At 45.4% G+C, this 22,132-nt stretch carries 19 protein-coding genes; 15 read left to right on the top strand and 4 right to left on the bottom strand.

Annotation, left to right across the window (positions count from 1 at the left end; translation table 11 throughout):
• Positions 1-50 precede the first annotated feature (50 nt).
• From GTH32_RS13945 to GTH32_RS13930, 4 genes are all read left to right on the top strand, one after another.
• Positions 51-1,397, top strand: a complete 1,347-nt coding sequence (locus tag GTH32_RS13945) for a GntP family permease (protein ID WP_163086830.1) — start codon at positions 51-53, stop codon at positions 1,395-1,397.
• A 77-nt stretch (positions 1,398-1,474) separates the two neighbouring features.
• A complete protein-coding gene (locus tag GTH32_RS13940) occupies positions 1,475-3,112 on the top strand; it encodes a trehalase family glycosidase (protein WP_343033438.1) in 1,638 nt (545 codons plus the stop codon).
• 56 nt (positions 3,113-3,168) lie between these two features.
• Positions 3,169-6,072 carry a TonB-dependent receptor gene (locus GTH32_RS13935; protein ID WP_163086827.1) on the top strand — a complete coding sequence of 968 codons (2,904 nt, stop codon included), beginning with the start codon at positions 3,169-3,171 and terminating at the stop codon, positions 6,070-6,072.
• A 62-nt stretch (positions 6,073-6,134) separates the two neighbouring features.
• Positions 6,135-7,142: an MFS transporter gene (locus GTH32_RS13930; protein ID WP_281360048.1), complete on the top strand. Its 1,008-nt coding sequence runs from the start codon at positions 6,135-6,137 to the stop codon at positions 7,140-7,142.
• Positions 7,143-7,326: 184 nt separating this feature from the next.
• On the opposite strand, the gene trpS is transcribed toward GTH32_RS13930, so the two are convergent.
• Positions 7,327-8,349 (bottom strand): tryptophan--tRNA ligase, encoded by a 1,023-nt coding sequence (gene trpS / locus GTH32_RS13925; RefSeq protein ID WP_163086821.1) that lies wholly within the window; start codon positions 8,347-8,349, stop codon positions 7,327-7,329.
• A gap of 369 nt (positions 8,350-8,718) precedes the next feature.
• Positions 8,719-9,663, bottom strand: coding sequence for a TonB-dependent receptor (locus GTH32_RS13920; RefSeq protein WP_281360047.1), 945 nt, complete (start codon positions 9,661-9,663; stop codon positions 8,719-8,721).
• Here GTH32_RS13920 and GTH32_RS13915 point away from each other — a divergent pair.
• Together GTH32_RS13915 and GTH32_RS13910 are read left to right on the top strand one after the other, a co-directional pair.
• Complete coding sequence (locus tag GTH32_RS13915) at positions 9,657-10,154, top strand: 4-carboxy-4-hydroxy-2-oxoadipate aldolase/oxaloacetate decarboxylase (RefSeq protein ID WP_203565508.1); 498 nt, start codon at positions 9,657-9,659, stop codon at positions 10,152-10,154. The genes GTH32_RS13920 and GTH32_RS13915 overlap by 7 nt on opposite strands.
• Complete coding sequence (locus tag GTH32_RS13910) at positions 10,155-10,475, top strand: hypothetical protein (protein WP_163086818.1); 321 nt, start codon at positions 10,155-10,157, stop codon at positions 10,473-10,475.
• A 77-nt stretch (positions 10,476-10,552) separates the two neighbouring features.
• On the opposite strand, the gene GTH32_RS13905 is transcribed toward GTH32_RS13910, so the two are convergent.
• Both GTH32_RS13905 and rutR read right to left on the bottom strand, forming a co-directional pair.
• Positions 10,553-10,771 carry a VF530 family protein gene (locus tag GTH32_RS13905; RefSeq protein WP_163086815.1) on the bottom strand — a complete coding sequence of 73 codons (219 nt, stop codon included), beginning with the start codon at positions 10,769-10,771 and terminating at the stop codon, positions 10,553-10,555.
• A gap of 111 nt (positions 10,772-10,882) precedes the next feature.
• Complete coding sequence (gene rutR / locus GTH32_RS13900; RefSeq protein WP_163086812.1) at positions 10,883-11,548, bottom strand: HTH-type transcriptional regulator RutR; 666 nt, start codon at positions 11,546-11,548, stop codon at positions 10,883-10,885.
• Between the two features lie 308 nt (positions 11,549-11,856).
• On the opposite strand from rutR, the gene rutA reads away from it, so the two are divergent.
• From rutA to GTH32_RS13855, 9 genes are all read left to right on the top strand, one after another.
• Positions 11,857-12,942 (top strand): pyrimidine utilization protein A, encoded by a 1,086-nt coding sequence (rutA, locus tag GTH32_RS13895; protein WP_163086809.1) that lies wholly within the window; start codon positions 11,857-11,859, stop codon positions 12,940-12,942.
• Positions 12,942-13,688, top strand: coding sequence for a pyrimidine utilization protein B (gene rutB / locus GTH32_RS13890; protein WP_163086806.1), 747 nt, complete (start codon positions 12,942-12,944; stop codon positions 13,686-13,688). The genes rutA and rutB overlap by 1 nt, the downstream gene beginning before the upstream one ends.
• A gap of 52 nt (positions 13,689-13,740) precedes the next feature.
• Complete coding sequence (gene rutC, locus GTH32_RS13885) at positions 13,741-14,124, top strand: pyrimidine utilization protein C (RefSeq protein WP_163086802.1); 384 nt, start codon at positions 13,741-13,743, stop codon at positions 14,122-14,124.
• Positions 14,125-14,182: 58 nt separating this feature from the next.
• Positions 14,183-14,965: a pyrimidine utilization protein D gene (gene rutD / locus GTH32_RS13880; RefSeq protein WP_163086799.1), complete on the top strand. Its 783-nt coding sequence runs from the start codon at positions 14,183-14,185 to the stop codon at positions 14,963-14,965.
• A gap of 43 nt (positions 14,966-15,008) precedes the next feature.
• Positions 15,009-15,599 (top strand): malonic semialdehyde reductase, encoded by a 591-nt coding sequence (locus tag GTH32_RS13875; protein WP_163086796.1) that lies wholly within the window; start codon positions 15,009-15,011, stop codon positions 15,597-15,599.
• Positions 15,600-15,621: 22 nt separating this feature from the next.
• Positions 15,622-16,152: a flavin reductase gene (locus GTH32_RS13870; RefSeq protein WP_163086793.1), complete on the top strand. Its 531-nt coding sequence runs from the start codon at positions 15,622-15,624 to the stop codon at positions 16,150-16,152.
• Between the two features lie 20 nt (positions 16,153-16,172).
• Complete coding sequence (locus GTH32_RS13865) at positions 16,173-17,663, top strand: CoA-acylating methylmalonate-semialdehyde dehydrogenase (RefSeq protein WP_163086790.1); 1,491 nt, start codon at positions 16,173-16,175, stop codon at positions 17,661-17,663.
• Positions 17,664-17,976: 313 nt separating this feature from the next.
• Positions 17,977-20,295 carry a TonB-dependent receptor gene (locus GTH32_RS13860; RefSeq protein ID WP_163086787.1) on the top strand — a complete coding sequence of 773 codons (2,319 nt, stop codon included), beginning with the start codon at positions 17,977-17,979 and terminating at the stop codon, positions 20,293-20,295.
• Between the two features lie 227 nt (positions 20,296-20,522).
• Entirely contained in the window at positions 20,523-21,989 is a 1,467-nt protein-coding gene (locus GTH32_RS13855) for an NCS1 family nucleobase:cation symporter (protein WP_163086784.1), read from the top strand.
• The last annotated feature ends 143 nt before the right edge of the window (positions 21,990-22,132 follow it).

Here is a 22,132-nt window from a genome sequence, read left to right as displayed (position 1 = left end):
CAACAGCGCTTTTTATGCAGATCTCAGCCGACTTTATCTAGAGAGAAACTATGACAGATACCTTTTCATTACTTTTTGTCGCCATATGTAGCATCGTACTTCTTACCTACTTGGTGGTAGTAAGAAAAGTGCATGCTTTTGTGGCCATTTTAGTAGCAGCCGCTTTCGTTGGGCTTGGAACGGGTATGCAGGCCTCTGACGTTTTGGCGTCTATGCAGTCAGGTATGGGGAATACGTTGGGCTTTGTGGCCACCATCGTCGGCCTGGGTGCAATGTTCGGCCAGTTCCTAGAAGAGTCTGGGGGGATAGACCGCTTAGCACAAACTATTAATAAGCGCTTTGGCGAGAAAAATAGCCAATGGGCCGTGGTATTAACCGGCTTCTTAGTGGCAATACCCGTGTTTTTCGAAGTGGGCCTGATTATACTCATGCCGCTTATATATTCGATGGCGAAAAAGACCGGCAAGTCGCTTATTTATTATGGTATTCCGCTAACCGCGGGGTTAGCTGTCACCCATGCTTTTATACCACCAACCCCAGGTCCAGTGGCCGTTGCGTCGATATTGGGCGCTGACATCGGCCTTGTTATTTTATTTGGCTTTGTTGTGGGTATTCCTTGTGCGTGCATTGCCGGACCAATTTACGCCACGTTTCTAGCCAAACGCTTACATGTGCCTGTGCCACCCCATGCCCTTGAGGCTTCCGCTTCCACAAACCGCATGGAAAACATGCCTAGTTTTATGACTGTGGCAGGCTTGCTGTTGTTTCCATTACTTGCAATTTTAATTGGTACGCTTGCTAAGTTCGCACTTCCTGATAGCTATTTTAAACAAATAGTCATGTTTATTGGTCACCCATTTATCGCCCTTACCTTAGCTACAATTGCATGTTTTAAAGTGTTAGGTAAAAACCAAGGTTTATCGAACGATCAAATTAGAAATATTGCTTCACGGGGATTAGAGCCGGTTGCACTGGTAATTTTGGTTACCGGGGCGGGGGGCATGTTTAAGCAGGTACTTATAGACTCTGGGGCGGGTCAAGCATTCGCGGATGTTGTGGCACTGTCTCCGTTACCCCCCTTAGCCGCTGGGTTTTTAATTGCTATTTCGGTACGAATAATTCAAGGCTCAGCAACAGTAGCTATGCTAACGGCAGCAGGGTTGATGGGGCCAGTGGTTCAAGAGTTAGCGTTCTCGCCTGCTATTTTAGCGTTAATGACCATCGCCATCGCGGCAGGTGCAACCGCTATGTCTCATGTCAACGATACAGGGTTTTGGATCATCAATAGGTACTTCAATATCTCTGTTAAAGACACCTTTATCTCATGGACGTGTATGGCCACGCTCATCGGATTTATCGGTATCGCACTTGTGCTAATCCTAGGGCTATTCGTCTGATCTTTTTCAGACACACCCTATTTTTTAAATACTATGGAAACCGGTTTCCTGTCTGGTTGTAAATTTTGGAGGTTTTTGTGATAAAGAATTATTGGCGTGAAGGTGTTAAGAAAGCCACTTCGAGAAAATGGATGGCGTTAATTTTAATGGCTGGTGTAGCAGGGCACGCAAGTGGCGAATCTTCTGGCCACGCGGAGCAATACCACCCTGACGCTGAATTGGGTGAGCTATTTACTCAGGTACAAACTACTAAGGTTTTAGGCGACTATAAAACCTTTGTCGATGCGATCCCTAATTCTTCTCCAGAAGCTATCCTTCAAAAGTACCACCAACAAAAGGACACAGCAGATTTTGACCTAAAGCAGTTTGTACTTGCTAATTTCACATTGCCAGAGAAAGCCCAAGCGGCCACAGTGTCCCATGAATCGGAGCTAAAAACTCATCTAGATAACCATTGGGGAAATTTGGTTCGCGACCCTCAAAAAACATCTAATTATTCATCGCTGGTTGCTTTACCTCACCCGTATGTTGTGCCAGGCGGGCGTTTCAGAGAAATGTTCTATTGGGATAGCTACTTTACTATTGTTGGGCTTTTAGAATCGGATGAAGACGCGCTAGCACGCGGAATGATTGATAATTTTGCCTACATGATTGATGAGTTTGGTTTCGTACCAAACGGTAATCGCAGCTATTTTCTAAGTCGCTCACAACCACCTCTATTCGCTGCCAGTTTACTTGCTTATGCCGATAAGCATGGCATGGATTCTGTCGTTTCTTACCTGCCGCAGTTGGAAGCTGAATATGGTTATTGGATGGATGGAAATGAGGAAATTCCAAACCAGGCGACACAAGGTCGTCACCTTATCGTATTGGAAAACGGTGATTATCTAAATCGCTATGCAGGCGCAAAAGAAGAGCCTCGAGCCGAAGCATATGGAAAAGAATTACGCTGGGCTTCTGCGCTGCCGGAAGCGCAACGAGGCGACTATCACCGACATCTTAGAGCCGTGTGCGAATCAGGGTGGGATTTTAGCAGTCGTTGGTTTAAAGATGGAGTTAATAAGTCGACTACTCATGCTATGGACATTATTCCTGTTGATTTAACCAGTTTACTTTTTCAACTAGAGCATACGCTAGGGTTACTGTTCGAACATGCAGGGAACACTGAAAAAAGTAAACACTATTTCGCCGTAGCAGAGCGCCGTAAATCACTACTTCACAAATATCATTTCGATGAAAAAACAGGCACGTACCAAGACTATGATTTTAAGCTGAAACAACATACGGGACGCCTGTCCATGGCAATGGCCTACCCCCTCTACGTAGGCGCAGCAACCGACACCGCCGCTAAACGAGTTTCAGACTACCTCGCACAACATTTTCTTATGCCAGGGGGATTTGTATCAACCTTGGTCGAAACGGGTGAGCAGTGGGACTACCCGAATGGTTGGGCGCCGCTGCAATACATCGGGGTAAAAGGCTTGCTTAACTATCAACAAAGCGACGTTGCTCACGAAGCAATGAGCAGATGGCTTGCGCTTAACGAGAAAGTTTACAAAGCCGAAGGCAAGATGATGGAAAAATACAATGTGGTAGACACCACCTTAAAGGCCGGTGGCGGAGAATACCCTACTCAAGATGGATTTGGTTGGACCAATGGCGTTGATCTCGCATTTTACCGACTGCTAGGAAAGCCACAGGCAAGCGCGAAGTAACGTTTTACACAATGCACTACAAAACACACTACACACTACACATTTAGGAGACTTGTATGAATTTAAAGATGTTTAAAGCGAGTATGGTCGCAATATCAGTGTCATCCGTATTCGCTGCACCTGGCGCTATGGCGCAGCAAAGCGATGAAGCTAATTTGCAAGAAATGGAAGTGATTTCGGTTTCAGGGATCCGTGGCGCGTTGGCGCGTTCACAAGCTGAAAAAATGGATGCGGCATCGATCATTGAGTCTATCTCTGCTGAAGATATCGGTAAATTACCCGACTCTTCTATTGCCGAGTCGTTGGCGCGCTTGCCTGGCCTTGCCGGTGAACGAAGTGGCGGTCGCACATCAGGTATTTCCATTCGAGGCTTTAAAGAAGACTTCACAGGTACCTCGCTAAATGGCAGAGAGCTGATAGGAATTGGTGACAACCGAGGCGTAGAATACGACCTCTATCCTTCTGAAATTATGACAGGCGCAACCATTTACAAAACCACCCAAGCCGATTTAATGGTTCAAGGTATTGGTGGAACAGTAGATTTACAAACTGTGCGTCCACTGCAGGCAGAAGAGTCCTATACCATTAATACCAGCTATGAAGTTGGGGAACGTGATTCAGATAACCCTGAGTTTGGTAATGAGGGACACCGTCTAGCCGTCTCCATAAATAAAAAATTTGCTGATGATACAGTGGGCTTCGCGCTTGCATTAGCGACAACAACCTCACCAAACAATCAAAGAAACTACGGTGTATGGGGATATGGCACTAATGAAGAAGGACAAATACTCCCAACAGGCATTAGCAGCCACGTAATAAGTACTGAGTTAGAAAGGGATACTATATCTGGAGTGTTACAATACCGTCCTTCAGACAACCTAGACATAGTGCTAGATGTGCTCTCCATCGACTATTCAGATTCAGGCATAAGACGGGGTATCATCGACCCCTTTACTGCCATAAACGTTACTGGTAGTGGCGCTAATTCTACAGGCACCCAAGTTAATGCTAATTCGGTACTTAGAACTGATCCTCGACAAAAAGACGGTGAATTAAGTACCTTTGGTATCAATGCGACTTACTTCCTTAACGACAACTGGTCCATCGAACTAGATGCGGCAAACAGTGAATCAGAAAAACGTGACCTACGCGGGGAGTCTTATGCAGGTCTTGCGCGCTCTGGCGCTTTAGATCCCTCTGAATACGGAAGCCGTGAGTTCATTATGTCGCCAGATGGCATAGAGTTTACCGATTCCACAGGACTCGATAGCTTTTCAGACCCAGCATTATTGCAGTTAGCTGGCCCACAAAGCTGGGGTGGGGGCATGGCCAGTTTAGCTGAGCAATTTGAAACTGACGTTCTACAAGCGAACGGCAACCCGTTTTCCTACCTCAATGGACAAGATGGCTTTTTAAACTTCGCAGATTTTAGTGAAGAGCTAACCACAGTTAAATTGGAACTGTCGGGGCTTCTAGATGGCGAAATTTTCACTAAAATTACTACTGGGGTTAACTACTCAGACCGCTATAAAGATAAAATAAACAAAGGTTTTTTTGCCACGGCAGAATCATACCCGTACAGCGAATCTATCCCTAGCGAGTATGTGTATGGTACCGCGGATCTAACGTGGATGGGGTTAGGCGAAGTGGTAGCCTATGATGGTTTTCGTCCCTATGAAGATGGTACTTATACGCAAAATGACGCGGGTCTGTTAGAGCCAGATAGATTAGGAGATACGTACGAGGTCGAAGAAGAAGTATTGACCTTGTACGCTAAAGCCGATTTTGAATACGGCTTTAATGATATGTTTTTGACCGGTAATCTAGGGGTTCAATACGTTGATACCGATCAGTCATCCGTCGGCTCTATTGCGGTTATCGGTAGCAACTTTAAAGTGTGCGATGATAATGACGATAATGTGGTCGACGAGTCATGCTTAGTGAGTATGGGTGATAGCTATAGCCATATATTACCTAGTTTGAATTTAAGTCTAGAGTTTGCAGAGGGGCAGTTCTTCAAGTTTGCTGCGAACAAGACAATCAGCCGCGCGCGTATTGATCAAATGAAGGCGTCGGGCTTTGTCAAATTTACGCTGAATATCGATCAAATCACTATTCCAAACTCACAAGAAGCAGTTGAAAACTATGGCTCGCCTTGGTCTAAATTCACCGGTAACCCGCAATTGCGTCCACTTGAATCGAATAATATTGATTTGTCATATGAAAATTACTTCAGTGACGAAGGGTACTTTGCGCTAGCCTATTTTTATAAAGATCTAGTGAACTGGACCCGTGATGGGAATCAGTTAATTGATTTTACTAATGATGAAACAAATGGCGGAGCAAATTACTTCGTTCCTGGATTCCATGACCGCGTTATTGAAACAGACGGTATCTACGGGCCGGCAAATGTCTATTACGAGGCCGGTGATATAGCAACGCCTCCTGACTTAGGTACTTATTCTTTCTTTGAAGATGGGTTAGAAGGAAAAGTTGAAGGTATAGAGTTAACCGCAAACGTACCTTTTAATACATTTAGTACGGTATTGGATGGGTTTGGTACAGCAGCGTCATTTACCTATGTCGATGCTGAACTTGAAGATGGATCCCGTATTCCTGGTCAGTCTGATAAATCGTACTCTTTGACCGTGTATTATCAGTATGAAGGCTTTGAAGTACGCGTAGCGACAACCCATCGCACAGACTTCCTTACCTACCAGCGAGGTGGTTCTAACAAAATAGAAGAAGCAACGCGCAGTGACGTCACACTAGTTGATGCGCAAATCAGTTACGACTTTGCTGATTCTGGGGTGGAGTACCTTGAAGGTTTAAGAGTTTCTCTATCGGGCACTAACCTTGCGGACGAAGACGAAGAAACTACCGATGATGCCACCGGCGTTGTTTCTTCACGCCGCCAGTTTGGCCCAACGTATTTACTCAACCTTAATTACTCATTCTAGAGTAAATGAGTAAATGGGGTCAGAGTATTTTTTAGTAAAATTAACTCTGACCCCTTTGTTCTATGCTCCCCCCTGAAAGGGTAAGCAGCACTTCTGGTTTTTTATTCTCTCCCAGGCACGCGGTGGGCTATATCGCAATTTCCATGAATAATGGCTCTCTTGTATTGTGGTATGCCAGTTTTGTCCTATTAGCCATCCTTGGGGCAGGTTCTTTGCCCATTATTTGGACAACCATACTCAACGATTACTTTGTTGAGCACAAAGGTAAAGCCATTGGCCTGACCATGACGGGGACTGGCTTAGGCGCATTGGTGCTACCTCCTTCAGCAAGCTACTTAATTGCTGAGTTCGGTTGGAGAACCGCCTATCAAGCTATCGGTATTGGCCTGGTGGTGATTTCCTTACCCTTTGTTATTGCTTTATTTAAACGCTCTCCTAATGCTGTTGCGAAAGAGGCGAACGTTAGTGACAAAGGTGTGTGGGGAGTATCTCGCCGAGAAGCCATGAAAAGCAAACAGTTTTGGATCCTCGGGTTTGTGTTGTTTTTAACTGCGGTTGTCATTGTTGGCTTATTGTCTAACTTCAAACCTATTTTACTAAGTAAAGGCTTGCAAGGCGGCACAATTGCGTGGGTGGCCTCTGTTTTAGGAGTAACCATTATCATTGGCCGCTTAGCTGTCGGCGCTTTGGTAGACCGTTTTTGGGCTCCCGGTGTAGCGTCGGTGATTTTCCTTTTGCCTATTATTTCTATATCACTTCTGGTTTGGATGCCTGGATCAGTGACGGTGGCGGTGATGGTAGCACTTACCTTGGGGTTGGCAGCTGGCGCCGAGTTAGATTTGCTCGCGTATCTCACCGGAAAATATTTTGGTCCACGTCATTACTCTTCTGTATTTGGCGGCATCTTTGCCTTTTTTGCGGTAGGAGCAGGTGTTGCGCCTCCAATTTATGGTAAGGCTGGTGCGGGTGGATACAGTACAATATTAATGATATCCATAGGGATGATGGTTCTTTGTATTCTACTTTTCTTGGCTATGGGGAAATACCCGAAGCAAGAACAACGCCCCTAATATTTAGCTGTAAGTGAATGTTTGCTAAGCTGCATGGCCGATGATGGCATGCAGCTTTTTTATTACTTGTCTAACCTATATCTACTACACTCAAATAATTTATTCTTATCACGTTTACAGAAACAGCTTCTTCTAGAAATTCGGGTATCGAACCTCTAAAAGCTGGCTGTTGAAAATAAGTTACTCAGAAAATATTCAATCCAAAAATATCTTTAACATTGAAAAGTACTTTCGCTGTTTTCTCTCTAGAAATTTGGCTTCCCTTGATTAAAATATCTACTAGTTGAGCCTTATCATTTAAAAACTCGCCTCTTCTTTTTCTTATAGGTCGAAGCATATCCTGCAAACACTCTTCCAGTACTTTTTTCGTTGTACCGTCACCAAGACCTCCACGACGATAGTGCTCTTTTAACTGGCTGATATAGCCCTCATCAGGATGAAAGGCATCGAGATAAGTAAAAACGATATTTCCTTCGACTTTACCGGGGTCTTCAACCTTTAGGTGATTAGGGTCGGTATACATGGATTTTACAGCTGCGGAGATCTCTTTTTCAGTAGCCCCTAAGTTAATTGCGTTGCCCAACGACTTAGACATCTTATTTTTTCCATCTGTACTAGGAAGCCGCGGCGCATTACTTAGTAAAGGCCTACACTCACTTAGGACAATACGTCCTGCTAGTGAGTTAACCTTTCTCACTATCTCATTAGTTTGTTCAAGCATGGGTAACTGGTCATCTCCAACAGGCACTAAAGATGCATTAAACCCCGTTATATCAGCTGCTTGCGATATAGGGTATGTTAGAAAACCTGCGGGGATAGATCGTTCAAATCCTTTGTTTTGGATTTCACTCTTAACGGTCGGATTTCTCTCTAGCCGACTGATGGTTACAAGGTTGTTGTAATACATAGTCAACTCAGCAAGGGCGGGGAGCTGTGACTGAAGGCAAATAGTTGTTTTAGAGGGGGCGATACCAACAGCTAGATAATCAGCAACGATATTTAAAATGTTGGATGATACTTTTTTCGGATTGTACGCATTATCAGTAAGACCTTGCATATCAGCCACAAGAATCGTTTGCTCGTGAATTTCTTGCAAAGTTACGCGTTGCTTTAGAGAACCGACATAATGACCGAGATGTAACGGCCCTGTCGCTCTGTCTCCGGTCAGAATAATCTCCGGCTTATCAGCACCTTGTTTTGTGTTCATGGGTATATCTCCTAGGTTGAACAGATCGCTACTGGAGATATAAAAGAAATTACAGTCTTAGCTACCTTCCAGCAGCTTAAGAATGTAAGAATTCAGCGCCGCTCTATATAGAGCGCCACCAGAAGAAGGATGATGTAGACGTTGAAAAGTATTTCATGCAGATAATTTAACGGTAATTTTTTTGAATATCAACTCCCAACAGTGGGATACCAACAGAAAAACGTATGTAAAAACATTATTGTTAGGCAAGATAATAAATACGCTTCAAGTAGTACTTATAAATTATTAAGGCAAATAAAAAAGGCCAGCGCTAATGACAACGCTGGCCTTTTAGAGGCATGTTGGCTGTTGTGTTAAACAGACTGCCGTTTAATAGCGGTAACTCACCTTCAGCGTTAGTTCACGAGGAGGGGCCATAGCCGCTAAAATATTCGGGCCAGAAGGGAGGCCCCATGCCATTATTTTCTCATCAGTTAAGTTCTTGCCGATAAGCGAGATAGTAATATCTTCGTTTGGAGAGACGACCCGCATACTGGCATTGTATGTAGTATAGTCACCTTGCTTAGCGCCATCAAAATAGGAAATGTCGGTGTAGTGTTCATCGGTGAACGCAATGTCAGTTCTTGCATTGAAATCCCAGTCACCAAACAAGTCATCATGATAGTATTCAGCAAACAATGACCATTTATTTTTAGGTGCAAATATTAAAGGTTCACCACTTAGGTCACATACGCCATCGCTATTACGTAGGCGCTCGGCGCAGTCTGCTCCCCCGATAAACTCATCATAACTGGCATCTGTATACGAGTAGTTGCCTCCTAAATTCCAGTTCTCATGCGCATAAAATTTCATCTCAATTTCAATACCTTCACTGGTACTGTCGGCTGCATTGTCTACGGTAAATGCTGCCACGGTACCTTCAAGCTGTGTGGAAAGCTGCAACCCTTCAATGTCCATCGAAAAATAGTTAGCGTTTAGGCTCAAGGCACCATCTAGCCATGTGGTTTTAGCACCTAATTCAATACTGGAAACCTCTTCTGCATCGAATTCAATATCGCCCTCTGGATCTTCTATGCGGTCACTGAAACCGCCGGTTTTATGCCCTTTAGCGTAGGTAGCAAAAAGGTTCATATCGTCAGATGCTTGCCATTGAACGGTGAATGAGGGCGTGAATTTACTTTCACTTCTACTTTCCTCACGGTTAACCTCATCTTCGCCCAACACGTTTTGGGTTTGATATACCTTAAGGTATCGCCGGTAACGCGGTAACCGTGCTTGCTCAACCTGGTGATAACTGGATGCTACACGTGGCAATTGAGTTATGTCAGCCTGGCGATATTTTGGTCGTGGGCTGTACCACCGATAACACAGATGGCATGTTTGGTGACTTGCTTGCCACATCTGCGCAAGCGCGAGGTGTACGCGGCCTTATTATTGATGCGGGAGTTCGAGATGTGCGCGATCTCAAAGAAATGGACTTTCCCGTATGGTCTCGGGCCATTTCAGCAAAAGGCACGGTGAAAAATACCCTCGGCAGTGTAAACGTTCCTATCGTGTGTGCAGGTCAGCTTATACACCCAGGTGATGCAATTGTTGCCGATGATGATGGTGTTTGCGTTGTAGCACGTAAAAATGCAGATATGGCATTGGTTAATGCTAATAAGCGAGAGCAAAAAGAAGAAGAAAAGCGCGAGCTATTGGCAAAAGGAGTGTTGGGGCTTGATATATATAATATGCGCCCGCGGTTAGAAGAACATGGTTTGCAATATTATGATGATGTGGCTGCGTGGGAGGCTGACAAATAAGTGGCGCGGTCACGTTTGCCACGTATTTTCAGGCGTTTTAAAACGCTTGAAAGCCTAAGAGTGGTTATTATCGTGGGAACCGACTATACCGAGTATCGATTGTTTCGCTTAATGGTTAGTCGCGGGCATAAGGTGCATTGTTTCATTACAGACGACCCTTGGAAGTACAACACGGATATAGATGGTGTCATGTGTCGCTACCCCAGTGAACTGCCAAGCTTGTGCGAACGACATGAGATTAGCGACGTTTTTTTTTGCGACGATAGGTGGTTGGATATATTACCAACCACCGAATATATAAATCTGATCCGACACAGCTAACCGGGCTGAATTAAATCACCTATGCTTGTTTCAATACTAAGCGCAGTACTACTAAGGCAACCGCTTTTTAAAGCCGACTATTGGCAAAACGTCTGAATATAAAGCTGCTCTACTTTTTCCCTCGCCCACTGGGTCTTACGCAGAAATTTTAGCGATGATTTAATTGACGGGTCGTTATCAAAACAATTTATTTTAATGCGGTAGTACAACCCTTCCCAGCCATAGTATTCATACAGTTGGGTGACAACTTTTTCCAAAGTAAGGCCGTGAAGCGGGTTATTAGGTTGTTGGTTCATTTAAGATCGCTACTTTATAAAAATAGTGTCTTAGTTTATCACGAAAACGTGGGGTCAGAGTACTTTCCCTTAGGGGGCTTTCGGCGGTAATTAACTCTGACCCCATTATTGTTAAGGCTTTAAGCCATCTAAGATAATATGCTGGATGTTCTTTAAGGTACTTTCAAAGAAAACTGGATCGCTCAAGTCGGTACCGGTTACAGCTTTAATCTGAACACTAAAATCGGCATAGTGTTGGGTTACAGCCCAAATACTAAAGATTAAATGAACAGGTTCCACGGGTTTGAGCTTGCCTTCTGCTATCCACGCGTTTATTACTGCGCTTTTAGCTTCGAGTAAGGCTTTAAGGGGCGTACCTAGCTCTTTGATTAACAACGGGGCGCCTTGAACCACTTCCATGCAAAAGAGCTTTGATTCCGCTGGATTGTCCCGCGACATCTCAAGCTTTAACTTAATGTATTCACTTAGGGTAACCATAGGATCTTGTTCAGCCGAGAAGCGGTGTAAGGGGCTCAACCATACATCGAGCAGGTGGCTGATAACGGCTAAATATAAGCCGTCTTTGCTTTTAAAGTAATAAAGCAGGTTACTCTTAGACACGTTCGCTAATTCGGAAATTTGCTCTACTGTGGTGCCATTTACGCCATTTTTAGAAAATAGCGCTAGGGCAGACTGCATAATACGACTGCGTTTTTCTTGTAGCGCCTTATCACGCCGCCTTTGCGCGGTAGGGCTAAATGTACGCGCTATTTTTTCATTTACTTTATTTTCTGCCATCGTCACTTCTTAAACTGCAGCAATTTTAATTCTCCCACGTAGTTTACGCGTTGTTTTAACCGCTATAAACCTGTTTGAACAAAATTGCACCAATTAAGTTCATTTGCACTGGACTTGATGTTTCAAATTGAACCAACAGGTCCAATTTCATTCATGCTATTTTGTAAGTTATTGATTAGATTAAAAAACATATATTGGCCTGTTTTATGCTGTCTAATCTGTGTACCGCCTCTTCAAATTTTTGAACTCGGCAACCTGACAAAAAGCTGTTCTAGCAGCTCAAAACGCATACAAGCAGAGGGAACAACATGGATATTGGTGTATTTATTCCGATTGGTAACAACGGCTGGTTAATTTCTAAAAATTCTCCTCAGTTCAAACCAACTTTCGATCTCAATAAAGAAATTGTGATGAAGGCTGAAAAGTACGACATGGATTTCGCACTCTCTATGATCAAATTGCGAGGGTTTGGCGGGGAAACGGAATTTTGGGATTACAACTTAGAATCTTTCACCCTAATGGCTGGCCTTGCTGCGGTCACTTCAAAAATTCAGCTTTACGCCACGGCGGCGACCTTAGTTTTACCTCCGGCGATCATGGCCCGTATGGCAACTACCATCGACTCAATTTCCAACGGCCGCTTTGGCGTGAACTTAGTTACTGGGTGGCAGCGTCCCGAATATTCGCAAATGGGGATGTGGCCGGGCGACGAGTTTTTCGGTAACCGCTATGAGTACCTTGATGAATATATCAAGGTGGTAAAAGAGTTGTGGGAAACCGGGAAAAGCGATTTTAAAGGCGAGCATTTTCAAATGGATGACTGTCGAATGCTGCCAAAACCGCAGCGTAAAATACCGCTTATTTGCGCAGGCCAAAGTGCCGCGGGCATGGATTTCTCCGCTCGCCACGCCGACTACAACTTTTGTTTTGGTAAAGGTGTCAATACGCCTACCGCGTTTGCACCCACTGCAGAGCGGCTAACTGAAGCGGCTGAAAAGCACGGACGTAGTGTGGGTTCTGCGGTGCTTATGATGGTAATTGCCGATGACACCGACGAGAAAGCCATGGCGAAATGGGAAAGCTATAAAGAAGGGAAAGATCAATCGGCGCTTGATTGGATGGCAACGCAGGGCGCTGCTGATAAGAAGTCGGGTAAGGATACAAATATCCGCGATATGACCAACCCAACTTCTGCAGTGAACCTTAACATGGGTACCCTAGTGGGCTCGTATGAGTCGGTAGCTTCAATGCTCGATGACATTGCGACAGTACCGGGCTGTGAAGGGGTGCTGCTTACCTTTGATGACTTTTTAAAAGGTATGGACGATTTCGGCACCAAGATTCAGCCTCTTATGAAGTCTCGTCAGCACTTAAAAACCTCAGGAGCGGCCTAATGTCAGCAGGTGAAATATTTGAGGTTTCTGGCTGTTTTCAAGCGAAGCAGAGCGGTCAACCCGTACTTCCCGCTACGCCAGAGCCGCTTACACTTAACCCGAGTGAAACCGCAGTAATTGTGGTGGATATTCAAAACGCTTATGCCAGCAAAGAGGGATATTTAGACAAAGCTGGGTTTGATGTATCGACCACCGAACCTGTGATAGCCAATACCATAAAGGTATTAGATACCGCACGAAGCGCAGGCATGCCGGTATTCTATTTACAAAATGGTTGGGATGCAGATTACAAAGAAGCCGGCGGCCCGGGCTCGCCTAACTGGTACAAATCTAACGCTCTTAAAACCATGCGAAAGCAACCTGAATTAAAAGGCAGCTTATTAGCAAAAGGTACGTGGGATTACGAACTTGTAGATGCGCTTAAACCCCAGAAGGGCGATTTTGTTATTCCTAAAACCCGCTATAGCGGCTTTTACAACACCAATTTAGACAGCATGTTGCGCGCGTGTGGTATTCGCAACTTGGTGTTTACCGGCATTGCTACCAATGTGTGCGTGGAGTCTACCTTACGTGATGGCTTTCACTTGGAATATTTTGGTGTGGTGCTGGCAGATGCGGCTTACCAAGCAGGCCCGCCTGAAATACACGAGGCCTCACTTTTTAATATTCAAACATTTTTTGGGTGGGTGTCTACTACAGCGCAGTTTTGTGAAGTGTTTAGCGCAAAAACGCCTTCAACAAATTAAGCGGAACGCAATTAAGAAAACGCAAAAGAGAACAACGAAAAGGAATCTGAAGATGCCAAAGAAAGCGATTATTCCAGCAGGTACGTCAACCCCCATTGCGCCTTTTGTACCAGGCTCTATGGCTGACAACATCTTATACGTGTCGGGGACTTTACCGTTTGATGAAAACAATGATGTAGTTCATGTGGGCGACGCAGAAGCGCAAACACGCCACGTGTTAGAAACCATCAAAAGTGTTATTCAAGAAGCCGGGGGCACTATGGATGACGTGACGTTTAACTCTATTTTTATTACTGACTGGGACGATTACGCTGCGGTTAATAAAGTATACGCCGAATACTTTCCGGGCGAGAAACCCGCACGCTATTGCATAAAAGTAGGCTTAGTAAAACCAGAAGCCTTAATTGAAATCGCATCCGTTGCGCATATTGGGTAGGTGGCTATGTTTGGACTATCTACCGAATGCGCCCATTGGTTCTACTTAGGTGAGCTTTATGCATTTTGACGTGCATGGGCTTAAGGCAAAAGATGCACCTACCATTGTGATGAGTTCAGGCTTAGGTGGCGCGAGTGGGTTTTGGAAACCTCAGTTAAGTGACTTTAGTCAATCTTACCGCGTTATAACTTATGACCAACTCGGCACAAATAAAAGTCCAGCGAATTTGCCTAGTGATTACAGCATTGCGCATATGGCCGAAGAATTATCTGCGTTATTAAGCGAACTCAGTATCGCTAAATGTCACTTCATTGGTCATGCATTAGGCGGGTTAGTTGGGCTGCAACTTGCGCTTACAACCCCCTCGTTGCTTGAAAGTTTAGTGCTGGTAAATGCATGGAGTAGTCCAAACCCCCATACCACACGATGCTTCAATATTCGTAAAACATTGCTTGCCGATGACAGAAAAAAAGCCTACTTGCAGCTACAGGCATTGCTTTTGTATCCGCCGGACTGGATTGCAGCAAATGCCGCACATTTAGAACAGGAAGAGGCCCATTTGCTTGGCCATTTTCCCGATGTGAGTAACTTGCTTGCGCGTATTAGTGCGCTTAGTAGCTTTGATGTTGCTGCCAGGCTTAAAGGAATAACAACACCCACATTAGCCATTGTTAACAAAGACGATACTTTGGTGCCGTGGCAGAATTCGCAGCATTTGGCCGAGGAAATGCCTAATGCAGAGTTAGCGGTAATGGAATATGGCGGGCATGCATCGAGTATTACCATTCCACGCACCTTTAATAATTTAATCCTCGGTTACTTAACGCGGCAGACGCAATAGCAAAAACGCCCCAGTAACCTTTGCAAATTGGAACATTATTTATATGACAACACCACTTAACGATAACGCGCTAGCGCAACTTTTTTTAGACGCGCATACCCATACAAGCTGGCAGGAAAAACCGATTGATGAAGCAATAATTCAGCAACTTTACGATCTTGTTAAAGTGGGTTCTACATCAGCAAACTGCAGCCCTGCGCGATTTGTCTTTATAACAACAGATGAAGCGCGGGAAAAGCTAAAACCGTGTCTTTCAAGTGGCAATGTAGAGCAAACCATGTCTGCCCCGTGCACAGTTATAGTGGCATATGACGAAGAATTCTACGAACAACTGCCTACGTTATTTCCATACGCCGATGCGAAAAGCTGGTTCACCTCTAACCCAGAAGCGGCGCTTGAAACGGCTATGCGCAACAGCTCTATGCAAGGCGCCTATTTAATTAGCGCTGCTCGGGCGTTAGGTCTAGATACAGGCGCAATGTCTGGTTTTAATCCCACATTACTTAATGACACCTTCTTTTCAGATAGCACGTGGAAGGTGAATTTCTTACTTAACATTGGCTATGGCGACGGCGAGAAAGTGCATAAACGTTTTCCTCGCTTAAGTTTTGAGCAAGCCTGTCAAATATTGTAACGACAACACAAAGGATAATCGTATGACTATTACAGCAGTGAAAAACGCAGTAACAGAAGTGCTCCCCCCGGTAACGCCAGAAGCCTATCGCCAAGGAATGTCCAGCCTAGCAGCAGCGGTAAATATTGTTACCACCAATGGCCCAGACGGCCCTGCCGGTTTTACCGCCACTGCAGTTTGTAGTGTCAGCGATAACCCTGCCACCTTACTTGTTTGTTTAAATCGCAGTGCATCGGTACACCAAGTGTTTAAAAACAGCACGCACTTAGTCATTAATACGCTGACATCACAACATCAGCCTATTTCAAATTTATTTGGCGGCAAAGCGCCGATGGCAGAGCGTTTTGAAAGTGGTGAGTGGCTAACCTCTAAAACCGGCTCACCGATGCTTAAAGATGCGGCGGTGAGTTTTGATTGCATAATAACGGACGTGAAAAGTGTGGCGACGCACGACGTACTATTTTGCCAGGTGGTTGATATTACACAGGACGAAGACGCAGATGCGTTGCTGTATTACCAACGCGGATATAACAGCGCGTGTAAAAACACATAACAACAAGGGTTGGACGTTAAATGAAAGTAGTAGGCCACTTTATCGATGGTGAAACTTGTACGCCCAAAGGGCGAATGCAAGACGTATATAACCCGGCAACCGGGCAAGCCGAGAAATTAGTTTTGTTGGCATCTAAAGCCACAGTGAACGACGCCATTGTCAGTGCCCAAAACGCATTTTCGACCTGGCGCAATACGCCGGTAAGTAAGCGTGCCAGGGTTATGTTTAAATTTAAAAGCTTATTGGAAGAACACGCCGAAGAAATTGTTGCGCTCATTGGCGCTGAACACGGAAAAATCAGTCACGATGCTGCAGGCGAATTACAGCGTGGTATTGAAAATGTGGAATTTGCATGCGCTGCGCCACAACTTTTAAAAGGCGAACACAGTAAAAATGTGGGGCCCAATATTGATGCGTGGAGTGAGTTTCAGCCCTTAGGCGTAGTTGCTGGTATTACGCCGTTTAATTTTCCTGCGATGGTGCCGCTGTGGATGTTTCCCCTAGCCATTGTATGTGGCAATACCTTTGTACTTAAACCCTCTGAACGTGACCCAAGTTGTGCCATTTACTTAGCGAAGCTACTAAAAGAAGCAGGGCTACCCGACGGCGTATTTAACGTGGTGAATGGCGACAAAGAAGCCGTTGATCAAATTCTTGATGATGAACGCATCAAAGCGGTGAGTTTTGTAGGCTCTACGCCTATTGCTGAATATATCTATTCAAAAGCAAACGCTAACGGTAAGCGCTGCCAAGCGTTAGGCGGGGCTAAGAATCACGCTATTGTTATGCCTGATGCCGATATCGACAACGCGGTGAACCAGTTACTAGGCGCGGCTTTCGGCTCGTCAGGTGAGCGCTGCATGGCGCTTTCAGTGGTTGTTGCGGTTGGTGATGATGTTGCTAATCGCATTGTGGATAAGATGCAAACCGCCATGATGGACTTAAAAGTAGGCGCCTATGAAGATGCGACAAACGATTTTGGCCCGCTTATCACGTTGCAGCACAAACAAAAAGTAGAGGGTTACATAGCCAGTGCCAAAGAAGAGGGAGCCAATGTTGTTGTAGACGGTCGAAGCCCTAATGTTGAAGGCTATGAAGAGGGCTTTTTCTTAGGCGCTACGCTTATCGATAAAGTAACCCCTGAAATGACCAGCTATAAAGCAGAGATTTTCGGCCCTGTACTCCAAGTCATGCGCGTTGAAAACATGCAGCAGGCCATGCAGTTAATCGATGATCACGAATATGGTAACGGTACCTGTATTTTTACCCGGGATGGCGAAGCTGCGCGTTATTTTTCTGACAACATTCAAGTGGGCATGGTGGGCATTAATGTACCTCTGCCTGTGCCGGTTTCTTATCATAGCTTTGGTGGATGGAAGCGTTCGCTGTTTGGCGACCTTCATGCCTATGGTCCAGACGGAGTGCGCTTTTATACCAAACGTAAAACTATCACTCAGCGCTGGCCCTCAAGCGGCGTGCGCGAAGGAGTGAGCTTTTCGTTTCCTAGCTAGTATGCGGGGCAAGCTTCCTTAAAGAAGTTGCTAGCACGCTATTTGTTCATGGCCGAAAGGTATGAAATAGCAAGTAAATAACAGCACAAAATTAAGCCCAAAACCAGGCTTAATACTAAGCCATTAATAATAACAATTTTAAAACCGCAAGCCTTTGGCAGTTCCTCTCCAGTCCTGCCTTAGGCTTGCACCCTAGTGGCCTTCGATAAGCAGTTCACGTCGACAGTTACTCTTAAATAAAAATATCGGGACAACACCGCCGCAAGGCTTGTTAATAAAAAATATAAACAGATCCTTAAAACGAGAGTAAAACATGCATACGTTAAACACACACAAGCGGCTGCTGGCGTTAACCGTAGCGACGGCGTTAAGTGCGCCAGCGGCTTTTGCTGCAGAGAATGTTTGGGAAAGTATTGAAGTAACCGCGCAAAAGCGCAACGAGAATATCAGTGATGTGGGTATTGCGATTACCGCCTTTTCAGGCGAGCAACTAGAAGCCCTTGGTCTTGAAAGCAGTACCGAGCTTATCGCGTTTACCCCCGGTGTATCATTAGCCGGCGATATTGGCGGGCAACGCGCTATTTTTAATATTCGGGGTGTGGTGCAAAACGACTATGCCGATTTAGCCGAAGCGCCCGTTGCCGTGTATGTAGATGGCGGCTATCTTGCCAGTACCCAGGCACAAACCTTTGGGTTATTTGACGTAGCGCGAATTGAAATACTAAAAGGCCCACAAGGTACACTTTTTGGTCGTAATGCTACGGGAGGCTTGGTAAATACCATTACCGCAAAACCTACCGCAGAAACCGAAGGTTACGGAGAATTCACCGCCGCCCGGTTTGACCAATATCGCTTTGAAGGTGCTATATCTGGCGAAATAACAGAGGGGGTTTATGGGCGCTTTTCTGGTTTCACCAATCAGCAGGGCGAAATACTGGAAAATATTTATGAAGACGGCGCTGCCCCCGATACGCGGCTAGGATCAGTAGGTGGCGGCGAAGATGGCTATAACGATGATACTAAAGCGTTTCGTGCCCAGCTGTTATTTGATATTGGCGATGAAGGCTCGCTATTGTTAAGCGGTAATTGGTCGGATACCACTAAAAGTGAAGGCCCCTACCAGGTAGTGAATACCACAGAAGTGAAAGATGCGCAGGGCAATGTTATTGATGTAATTTTTGCCGCTGATGACCCGCTAGGTTGCGACACAATTCAAGCCGGCGTTTGTGTTGATGGCAACTTTAATGGCGATCCCCTACGCCCAGTTCAAGGTGGCGACTTTAACGGTAACTTCGACCCCGATGGTTCGGGTAATAAGGTAAACAAAGACTTTGCCTTTGACGATCAAAATAAAATTGAATCTAAAGGGCTTGCAGCAACATTAGATTACGCGTTTGAAGATTTTGATTTTTTCGCTATGTCTGATTACAAAGAATTTACGCGCACGGTGGGCCTTGATTCCGACCAAACGGCGTCGCCAGAGCTAATTTTTCAATCAGACAGTACCATTGAGCAGTTCAGCCAAGAGTTTCGTTTTTCAGGTGAAACAGCTGCACTAAAATGGGTTGGCGGGATTTATTACTTGTCTGTTAGCACCGACTACAGCCAGGGTTTAGCGGGGTCGCCTACCACATTTTTCCTAGGTGGCGAGGAAAACAATACTTTAGTGTCACTTGAGACCGACTCGTACTCCCTATTCGGGCAGGTAGACTATAGCTTAACCGATGACCTGGTCTTAGTAGGCGGCTTGCGCTATACCCGAGAAGATAAAGCGTTTGTCGGTAACGTATATCAAAACGAAAATACCAATGATCGTATTATTGAAATAGATACTAGCACGGCCTCGTTAGAGGTGATGGACGAACAAAACGATCAAAGCTTATGGTCAGCTAAACTCCAACTAGAATATAGCGTGGGCGATAGTTTGTATTATGCCGGTATTAACCGAGGCGTAAAAGCGGGCAGTTTTAATGCACCATTATTCGGCGGGTTTAGTTTTTATGAGCCCGAAGAGCTTACCTCATACGAAGCCGGTTTAAAGCACAGCTTCATGCAGGGAAGCGGGGTATTTAATGCCAATGTCTTCTACTACGACTACAACGATTATCAATCGTTTTCATGGGTAAATAATGCCGGTGTGGTAACCAATGAAGAAGCTAGTTTCAGCGGCATAGAGTTAGAAGTATTCCTCACCCCCACAGACAGCTTAGACGTGATGTTGAATTTCTCTTATACCGATGCCGTGGTAGAAGATTTAGAAGTTGCTTCGGGTTACTTTGCCGATACCACGCCTCCGTTTACACCAGAGTATCAGGCTTCTGCCATGGTGAGATACAACTGGGATGCCTTCGAAGGCAATATGGCGGCGCAATTGTCGGCTAATTATCAGTCTGAAACCTTCCATAATGCGCGTAATTTTACTGCTCATGAGATTGATAGCTATGCCACAGCCGATGCGCGCTTAACGTGGAATGACAGCAACGATAAATGGAGCCTCGCGGCCTATGTGGATAACCTGTTCGATTCCGATCACGAATTGATAGGTTTTGATGTGTCAGGGTTTTACGGCACCTCGCAGATATCCTACGCAAAACCAAGAACCTACGGTTTAACAGTAAGACGTAATTTCTAGAGGTAATTTTAATAACAGTGGGTTGTTATACTGTATTATTCCAATGCGATATAGCGAACTCAATACAATAAAGGCGAGCTAAAATCATTCTCTTGAAAGACCGGTTTTAGTGCGCCTATTTTTGTGCAATTAGTAAAAGCACAAATGATAAGTGCGCAAATGACAAAACGGCAATATTTTTGCTTTATTACCAAAAAACCATACTGAAGCTGTAAAGGAAATGCATAGTGGACAACTCTAATAATCATAACATGGCGAAGCCTCCCCACTACGATGGCGATTTATGGAACGAGGATTTAGCACCAACCAGTAACGCAGCGCGCACTTGGGGCTGGAAAGACTACGCGGCGTTGTGGGTAGCCATGGTGGTATGTGTACCTACCTACCTTTTATCGGCTGGTTTGGTGTCTGAAGGAATGAACTGGTACCAAGCCGTTATCACAGTTTTGTTGGGTAACGTAATCGTACTCGTCCCCATGATGCTAATTGGCCATGCGGGGGCAAAGTACGGCTTGCCTTTCCCCGTTTTACTACGTAGCGCCTTCGGCACCAAGGGAGCAAAAATTCCCGCGCTAGCACGGGGTCTTGTAGCCTGCGGCTGGTTTGGCATTAATACCTGGGTTGGGGGCAGCGCTATTTACGTCATACTAAATAGCGTTAGCGGCGATGCATTCGTGGGCCAAGCCCTGCCGTTTTTAGGTATAGATCTCACGCAAACGTTGTGCTTTTTCGCCTTTTGGGCCATGCACTTGGTATTTATCAAATTTGGCACGGAGTCTATTCGCTGGCTTGAAACCTTCGCTGCACCATTTTTGATCTTAATGGGCTTAGCGCTTCTTGGTTGGGCCTATGTTCAAGCCGGAGGGTTCGGAGAAATGCTTTCAACACCGTCACAGTTTGTTGTTGGGGGCGCAAAGGAAGGACAGTTTTGGCCTGCCTTTTTTGCCGGCCTTACGTCTATGGTGGGCTTTTGGGCCACCATGGCGTTAAATATTCCCGATTTCACACGTTTTGCAAAATCACAAAAAGATCAAATGTTAGGGCAAGCCATTGGCCTACCATTACCTATGGCATTGTTTGCGTTTATAGGCGTTGCAGTTACCTCGGCCACGGTTACCATTTATGGCGAAGCCATATGGGACCCGGTTGCTTTGGCGGGCAGAATGGGCGGCGTTGGCGTTGTACTGGCCTTGGCAGCGTTAGCGCTGGCGACACTTACCACCAACTTAGCAGCTAATATGGTGGCGCCTGCATATGGGTTTTCAAACATGGCACCTGCAAAAATTAGCTTTAAAATGGGCGGCTACATTACGGCAGGTATCGGCGTCGCTATTTTCCCTTGGAAGCTTCTGGAAACCGCAGGGGGGTACTTGTTTACCTGGCTAACAGGGTATTCAGCCTTACTTGGCCCAATTGCGGGCATTTTGATCGCTGACTATTTTATTTTAAGAAAGTCTACGTTGAATATCGACGCGCTGTTCCAGCATACAGGGGAATACGCCGCTAAAAACGGCTGGAACATGGCAGGTGTGATAGCCTTAATTGTTGGCGTTTTGCCGAATATCCCAGGTTTTCTCCATGCCGCGGGTTTTGTGAATTCGGTCCCTGCAATCTTTGATACCCTCTACGCTTACGCTTGGTTTGTCGGCCTGTTCGTTGCCAGCGGCGTTTATCTTCTGCTTTCAAAGAAATAAATAATGGGGTCAGAGTCTGAGGGATCCCCACGAATTTAATTTCATGCACATCCGGCCCAGGCCCCGTCTACTATAGAGCTGTACCATTTGAGTGCAGCTTTCCACTGTCGCATAGTGAATCGTATTCGGCAAGCGACAGCCCT

The organism is Alteromonas profundi (genome assembly GCF_010500865.1).
Taxonomy (GTDB): Bacteria; Pseudomonadota; Gammaproteobacteria; order Enterobacterales; family Alteromonadaceae; genus Alteromonas; species Alteromonas profundi.
The sequence above is the reverse complement of the archived record's forward strand: the minus strand, read 5'-3'. Positions and strand labels throughout refer to the sequence as shown.